Below are 4,784 nucleotides of genomic sequence, written 5' to 3'. Positions count from 1 at the left end.
GCTCCGGACCCGCCGACAGCGACTCCAGCGTCAGGCGGGTCGTCCCCGAACCCCGTACGCACGCCACCTGGTGCGGCTCCAGCCAGCCGAGCTTCCACTTGTGCCAGGCGAAGAAGTCCGGGGCGAGGCCGAACTGGCTGCCCATGAGGTCCCAGTCGCCGACGTACGTGTCCCAGTCGCCCTTGCCGTTCGCGGGGCGGTGGTAGAGGTCGGGCAGGTCGAAGACGTGACCGGTCTCGTGGGCGAGGACCAGGCGGTCCGGGGGATGGTTCTCGAAGACGGTGACGACACGGCGGATGGACGTGCCGTCGGCTTTCAGCGGAGTGTCGAGGTTGACGACCTTCGTCGCGTCCGAGTCGATGCCCGGGGCGTCCGGGTCGGCCACGAAGTACACGATGTCGTAGGCCGAGAAGTCGACCCGGCCGTCGGTCACGCTCATGGCGTCGCGCAGATAGGCGGCTCGGTGCGCGCCGTCCCAGTCGCGCTCTATCGCGTAGTCCGTGGAACGCTGCGGCATCTCGATCCAGTCGTCGTGCGGGTGCGGGCGCAACGTGAACCTGCCGTAGGAGGCGCGCTGGAAGAAGTCGCTGGTGGCCGGGAAGTGGTCGGCGGCCAGTTCGGCCGGCGTGATCCGCGGGGTGGCGTCCGGGAAGGACAGGAAGACCAGCAGCGCGTCGAGGGGGCGGGTGGGGCGCGTGTAGGAGGCGTTCCAGGTGTCGACGCCCTCCGAGTGGTGGGCGCCGGTCCGCTCCAGCGCGCATGCCTCCGACAGGGGTACGGCGACCGAGGGCGCGGCGATCAGGGAGGTCGCCGCGAGGGCGGTCAGCGAGGTGAACACGGCCGCGGTGCCACGCAGACTCGGCGCCCTGCCGCGGGTGGGCGTTCCCGAGTTCCCCGGGTTTCCCGAGTTCCCCGAGCGGCGTGCCTTCAGGTGTCGGGGGCGGCGAGTGCCTGCGCGTGCGCGCGCCCCGAAGGGCCCGTCGGCGGGTCCCTTCCTGGGGAGCGGGCGCGGCACATCGACCTCCGGATGCGAGCTTCGGGGACATCGCACCCAGATTGTGATAATTCGTAGTACTTTGCCTTGTCTGTCACGGCCGGACGGGTGAGGACACCGCACACCCGACACCCCGGGAGCTCACGGAACGTCACAACCGGTCGGCCCGCGGAACGAAGCCGTCCAGGGAGGGGCAGAAACGATCTGTCAGAATCGCGGGGTCTTCCGGGACACTGGAGAGTGACTGGAAGGGCCTGAGACCAGCCTCTATGATCGGCACACTTTCCTGCACGGACACGGCTTGAGCGGCCGCCCGCACCCGGCCTGCCGCTCCGACGCGAAACTCGAGATCCGTACGAAACGACGAGCGCACTGCGGGAGCGAACGGTGAGCGGAACATCCGAAGGGCAGGCGCCCGCGGTGGATCTGGTCCAGCCGATCGTCACAGAGCGTGACATTGAGACAGCACGTCGTACCCTCACGCCCCTCACGACCTCACTGGCGTCACCAACGCCCCACGCGTTCCGCGCCGCCTTCGCCGCGGCGCCGCTCGCCATGGCCGTGGTGGACCGCAAGGGGCTGGTGGTCACCGCCAACGACTCGATGGGCTCGCTGCTCGGGGACGGGGCGGAAAGGCTGGTCGGGCGGGTCGCCGCCGATCTGGTGGACCTGGCCTCGGACGCCCGCACCGCGCACGCGTACCGCGAGATGCTGCGCGGCCGCCAGGCCCGGCTCTGCTGTACGCGCCTCATCAGGCACCCCGACGGACGCTCCCTCTGGGTGCAGGTGACGGTGTCCCCGCTGGCCAGGGAGTCCGCGCTGCCCAGGGAGTCCGCGATACAGGGTGAGCCGACGGCCGACGGGCCAGGTGGCACACCGGCCGACTCGGGTGAACTCACGCACCACCAGAGCGACTTCGGCCACTCCGCACACCGGCTTCCGGAGCCGGGCAGACCCGCACTCCACCCGGTCGACCCCGCCGGACCCGTATCCAAACCGGCGAGTTTCGGAACCCCCGCCCCTCTCCCGGCGGAACCCGCCGTCCTGTTGTCCGTCGCCGACATCAGTGCCCGGCGTGAACTCCAGGCGCGGCTGCGGCACTTGCAGGTGCACGACCCCGTGACCAAGCTGCCCAACCGGACGCTCTTCTTCGAACGGCTGTCGGCGGCACTGGAGGTGGAGGCGTACGAGGAGAGCGGGTCCGGCCGCATCGGGCTCTGCTACCTGGACCTGGACGGCTTCAAGGCGATCAACGACACGCTCGGCCACCAGGTCGGCGACCGTCTCCTCGCGGCAGTCGCCGAGCGGTTGACGCGGTGCGCGCAGGAGGCGGGGTACGCCCGGGCGAACGAGCCCCTGGTCGCCCGGCTCGGCGGCGACGAGTTCGCCGTGCTCGTCGAGGACTCCACCGGCACCGACCAGCTCGCCGAACTCGCGGAGTCCGTACTGAAGGCCGTGCAGGCGCCGTTCGACATCGCCGGCCGGCGGCTGTCCGTCTCCGCGTCGATCGGTGTGGTGGAGCGGCGCGCGGAGGGCACGACCGCGACCGGTCTGATGCAGGCGGCCGACACGACGCTGTACTGGGCGAAGGCGGACGGCAGGTCCCGCTGGACGCTCTTCGACCCCGAGCGCAACGCCCACCGTATGACCCGTCAGGCGCTGTCCTCCACGCTTCGGCCGGCCGTCGAGCGTGGTGAGTTCGCCCTGGAGTACCAGCCGCTCGTGGACATGGTGGGCGGCGAGGTGCGCGGGGTCGAGGCGCTGGTGCGCTGGAACCACCCGCAGTTCGGCACGCTGATGCCGAATCGGTTCATCTCGCTGGCCGAGGAGAACGGCTCCATCGTGCAGCTCGGGCGGTGGGTCCTGGCGACCGCGTGCCGGCAGGCTCGGCGCTGGCAGCTCGACCACCCCGACCGGGCGCCGCTCTTCATCAGCGTGAACGTGGCCGTGCGTCAGGTCTGGGACTCCGACCTGGTCGCGGACGTGGCGGAGATCCTCGCGGAGACGGGCCTGCCCCCGCGCCTCCTCCAGCTCGAACTCACCGAGTCGGCTGTCATGGGCTCCGCCGGGCGCCCGCTCCAGGCCCTCCAGGCGCTGAGCGACATGGGCGTACGCATCGCCATCGACGACTTCGGCACCGGGTACTCGAATCTCGCCTACCTCAGCCGGCTGCCGGTCTCCGTGCTGAAGCTGGACGGGGCGTTCGTGCGCGGCTTCCAGTACGAGAACGGAGAGTACGAGAACGGAGAGCGCGACAACGGGGAGCGCGAGAACGGGGATCGCGAGAACGGGGAGGGTGCCGACGCCCAGCCGAACCCGGCCGACGAGGTCATCGTCGAGGCGCTGGTCCAGCTCGCCCACCGGCTCGGGCTCACGGTCACCGCCGAGTGCGTGGAGACGTCCTCGCAGGCGTCGCGGCTGCGGCGGATCGGCTGTGACACCGGGCAGGGGTGGCTGTACTCGCGGCCGGTGTCGGCGGAACGTATCGGCGAGTTACTGGCGAGCGTGGCGTGCCCTCAGGCATGAGGGCACGCCACGGTCCTCCTCAGGCGCTCGGCAACCCGTAAACGTCCGCGATCAGTTCGTACGAGCGCACGCGCAGGTCCGGGCTGTGGGCGTGGGACGTGAGCATCAACTCGTCGGCGCCGGTGCGCTTCTGGAGGTCGTCGAGGCCGGCGCGGACCTCGTCCACCGTGCCGTGGACGACGTTGGCGTTCCAGCTCGTGATGAACTCCCGCTCCATCGGGCTGAACTCGTACGCCTCCGCTTCCTCCGGGGTGGGCACGAGGCCGGGGCGCCCGGTGCGCAGACGGATCATGTTCAGGGCGGCGGCCATGACCTGCCGACGGGCTTCCCTCTCGTCGTCGGCGGCGAGGGCGGAGACGCCGATGAGGGCGTACGGCTCGTCCAGGGCGGCGGAGGGCCGGAAGGACTCGCGGTACAGGTCGAGGGCCGGGATCGTGTTCTGCGCGGAGAAGTGGTGCGCGAAGGCGAAGGGCAGGCCGAGGCCGCCGGCGAGGCGGGCGCTGAAGCCGGAGGAGCCGAGGAGCCAGACGGGCGGGCGGTGCGGGGACTGTACGCCGCCGGGGGACGTGCTCTGGATCGGGCCGGGCACCGCGTGGATGCGGCGGTACGGGTGGCCGTCGGGGAAGTCGTCGTCCAGGAAGCGGGTGAGTTCGGCGAGTTGCTCGGGGAAGTCGTCGGCGCCCTCGTGGAGCCGGTCGGAGCGGCGGAGGGCCGCCGCGGTGGCGCCGTCCGTGCCCGGGGCTCGGCCGAGGCCGAGGTCGATGCGGCGCGGGGCCATCGCTTCGAGCGTGCCGAACTGCTCCGCGATGACCAGGGGGGCGTGGTTGGGGAGCATGACGCCGCCCGAGCCGAGGCGGATGCGGGTGGTGTGGGCGGCGAGGTGGGCGAGGATCACGGCGGGGGAGCTGGAGGCCACGCCCGGCATGGAGTGGTGTTCGGCGACCCAGTAGCGGTGGTAGCCGCGGGACTCTGCGAGGCGGGACAGTTCGACGCTGGTGGTCAGGGCGTCGGTGGCTGTGCGGCCTGCGCCGACGGTTACCAGGTCGAGGACGGAGAGGGGGACGGGGGCGGTCCCCTGCGGGATGCCGCGGATCTCGTCCGGCGTCACGTCCTTGTCGCCTGTCCCGTCTTTCCCGTCTGTCTCGTCTGTCTCGTCTGCCGTCACGGTGGGTGCCTCCTGTGGTGTGCCGTGCGTGGTGCGCTTCCCGCGCGGGGGGTAACAGGAGGGGGGCTCCGCTTATTCCTCCGGGTTCAGCCGGGGGGG

3 protein-coding genes are annotated in these 4,784 nt (G+C 71.3%); 1 reads left to right on the top strand and 2 read right to left on the bottom strand.

The window, feature by feature from the left end; genetic code table 11:
* On the bottom strand, positions 1-856 hold an 856-nt coding region (locus FNH08_RS44685; RefSeq protein ID WP_152777230.1), incomplete at its 3' end, for a M6 family metalloprotease domain-containing protein.
* 636 nt (positions 857-1,492) lie between these two features.
* Between FNH08_RS44685 and FNH08_RS44675 the strand changes: the two genes are divergently transcribed.
* Positions 1,493-3,520 (top strand): putative bifunctional diguanylate cyclase/phosphodiesterase, encoded by a 2,028-nt coding sequence (locus FNH08_RS44675; RefSeq protein ID WP_407704574.1) that lies wholly within the window; start codon positions 1,493-1,495, stop codon positions 3,518-3,520.
* Positions 3,521-3,539: 19 nt separating this feature from the next.
* On the opposite strand, the gene FNH08_RS44670 is transcribed toward FNH08_RS44675, so the two are convergent.
* Positions 3,540-4,628, bottom strand: a complete 1,089-nt coding sequence (locus FNH08_RS44670; RefSeq protein WP_322726454.1) for an LLM class flavin-dependent oxidoreductase — start codon at positions 4,626-4,628, stop codon at positions 3,540-3,542.
* Between the last annotated feature and the right edge of the window lie 156 nt (positions 4,629-4,784).

The organism is Streptomyces spongiae, assembly GCF_009377185.1.
Taxonomy (GTDB): Bacteria; Actinomycetota; Actinomycetes; order Streptomycetales; family Streptomycetaceae; genus Streptomyces; species Streptomyces spongiae.
The sequence above is the reverse complement of the archived record's forward strand: the minus strand, read 5'-3'. Positions and strand labels throughout refer to the sequence as shown.